General features: G+C 72.1%; 1 protein-coding gene. It reads left to right on the forward strand.

Features of this window, described 5'->3' with window-relative positions; translation table 11 throughout:
* Positions 1–93: 93 nt before the first annotated feature.
* Positions 94–2,460, forward strand: coding sequence for a glycoside hydrolase family 65 protein (locus tag ACTIR_RS0112590; protein ID WP_026454558.1), 2,367 nt, complete (start codon positions 94–96; stop codon positions 2,458–2,460).
* Positions 2,461–2,481 lie beyond the last annotated feature (21 nt).

A 2,481-nucleotide genomic window follows, 5' to 3' on the forward strand; every position in this document is an offset into this window, starting at 1 on the left:
CGAGCAGGCGCAGGCCCTGCGGGAGGCGGGCGCCGACGTCGTGGTGGACGACCTCGCCGACCTGTTGCCGGCCGGATCGCTGAAGGGAGGAGCGTGACCGACGTCGAACGCGGCTACGGGCGCTCGCCGTGGGAGCTCCGCTGGCAGGGCCTGGCCGTGGACCAGCTGCAACGCACGGAGTCGACGTTCGCACTGTCGAACGGGCACATCGGGATGCGGGGCACCCTGGAGGAGGCGGAACCGCGCGGGTTGCCCGGGACCTACCTGAACGGTTTCTACGAGGAGCACGAACTGCCGTACGCCGAGGGCGGCTACGGCTATCCCGAGGCGGGCCAGACGGTCGTCAACGTCACCGACGGCAAGGTGATCCGCCTGCTCGTCGAGGACGAACCGCTGGACATGCGGTACGGGCACGCGGAACGGCACTCCCGCACCCTGGACTTCCGGACGGGGACCCTGCGGCGGGAGACCGAGTGGGTCTCCCCCACGGGCAGGCGGGTGCTGGTCCGCACCGAACGCCTGGTGTCGTTCACCCAGCGGGCGGCGGCGGCGATCCGGTACGAGGTGGAACCGCTCGACGGGGACGTCCAGCTCGTGGCCCAGTCCGACCTGCTCGCCAACGAGCCCATCGAGTCGGACTCCGGCGATCCGCGGGTGGCCGCGGCCCTGGAGGCACCGCTGATGGGCGAGTTCGCCCGTGCCGAGAACCAGCGTGCCGTCCTGGTCCACCGCACGAAGCGGTCCGGGCTGCGCATGGCCGCCGCCATGGACCACCGGATCGAGGCCGGCGAGGGCCTGCGCACGGACATCACGGTGGAGCAGGACCTGGCCCGGCTCACGATCGCCGTCGACGTCCCGCTCGGCGAGAAGCTGCGGGTGACCAAGTACCTGGCCTACGGCTGGTCGGCGCAACGGTCGCTGCCCGCGGTGCACGCCCAGGTGGACGCCGCGCTCGCCGGGGCCCTGCAGACGGGCTGGGAGGGGCTGCTGGCCGAGCAGCGGCGGTTCCTGGACCAGTTCTGGGCCAGCGCGGACGTGGAGATCGACGGCGATCCGGAACTCCAGCAGGCCGTCCGGTTCGGGTTGTTCCACGTGCTGCAGGCCGGGGCCCGCGGCGAGAGCCGGGCGATCCCGGGCAAGGGGCTGAGCGGCCCGGGCTACGACGGCCACGCGTTCTGGGACACCGAGACCTTCGTGCTGCAGGTGCTCACCTACACCCTGCCGGACGCCGCGCGGGACGCCCTGCGCTGGCGGCACAGCACCCTGGACAAGGCGCGGGACCGCGCCGCACAGCTCGGGCTGCGCGGGGCGGCGTTCCCGTGGCGCTCGATCAACGGCGCCGAGTGCTCGGCGTACTGGCCCGCGGGCACCGCCGCCTTCCACGTCAACGCCGACATCGCGGACGCGGTCGTGCGGTACCTGCAGGCCACCCACGACACCGAGTTCGAACGGCAGTGCGGCACCGAACTGCTCACCGAGACGGCACGCCTGTGGATCTCACTGGGCCACCACGACCCGCACGGCGGATTCCGCATCGACGGGGTGACCGGGCCGGACGAGTACAGCGCCGTGGTGGACAACAACGTCTACACCAACCTGATGGCGCAGCGGAACCTCCGCGCCGCCGCGGACTCGTGCGAGCAGCAGCCGGACATCGCCGAGGAGCTCGGGGTCGACCACGTGGAGGTCGCCGGCTGGCGGGAGGCCGCCCGGAAAATGCGGATCCCGTACGACGACCTGCTCAAGGTGCATCCGCAGTCGGAGCGGTTCACCGAGCACGCCCGGTGGGACTTCGCGGGGACACCGACCCACCGGTACCCGCTGCTGCTGAACTTCCCGTACTTCGACCTCTACCGCAAACAGGTGGTCAAGCAGGCGGACCTGGTGCTGGCGATGCACCTGCGCGGCGACGCCTTCTCGTTGGAGCAGAAGCGGCGCAACTTCGCCTACTACGAACAGCTGACCGTCCGGGACTCGTCGTTGTCGGCGGCCACCCAGGCGGTGCTGGCCGCCGAGTGCGGACACCCGGACCTGGCCTACGACTACTTCGCCGAGGCGGCCCTGACCGATCTGCGCGACCTGCACCACAACGTGCGCAACGGGCTGCACATGGCCGCCATGTCGGGCTCGTGGCTGGCGATGGTCGCCGGGTTCGGCGGGATGCGGGACCACGGGGGCGAGTTGAGCTTCGCCCCACGGCTGCCGTCCGTCCCGCACCGGATCGCCTTCCGGATGTGCTTCCGCGGGTCCCAGTTCTGCGTCGAGATCCGGCGGGAGTCGGCGACCTACCGGCTGATCCACGGCAAGCCGTTCACCCTCACGCATTACGGGGAACCGGTGACCGTCACCGAGGAGCCGACGACCCTGCCCCTGCCTCCCGGGGAGCCCACCGAACGCCCGTCCCAGCCCGCCGGGCGGGCCCCCACCCGGCGCCGGGTCCCGGTCACCGGGGCGGGCTGACCCCGCGGGACGCCGGGCGGG

The sequence above is a fragment of the Saccharomonospora iraqiensis subsp. iraqiensis genome, assembly GCF_000430445.1.
GTDB lineage: Bacteria > Actinomycetota > Actinomycetes > Mycobacteriales > Pseudonocardiaceae > Saccharomonospora > Saccharomonospora iraqiensis.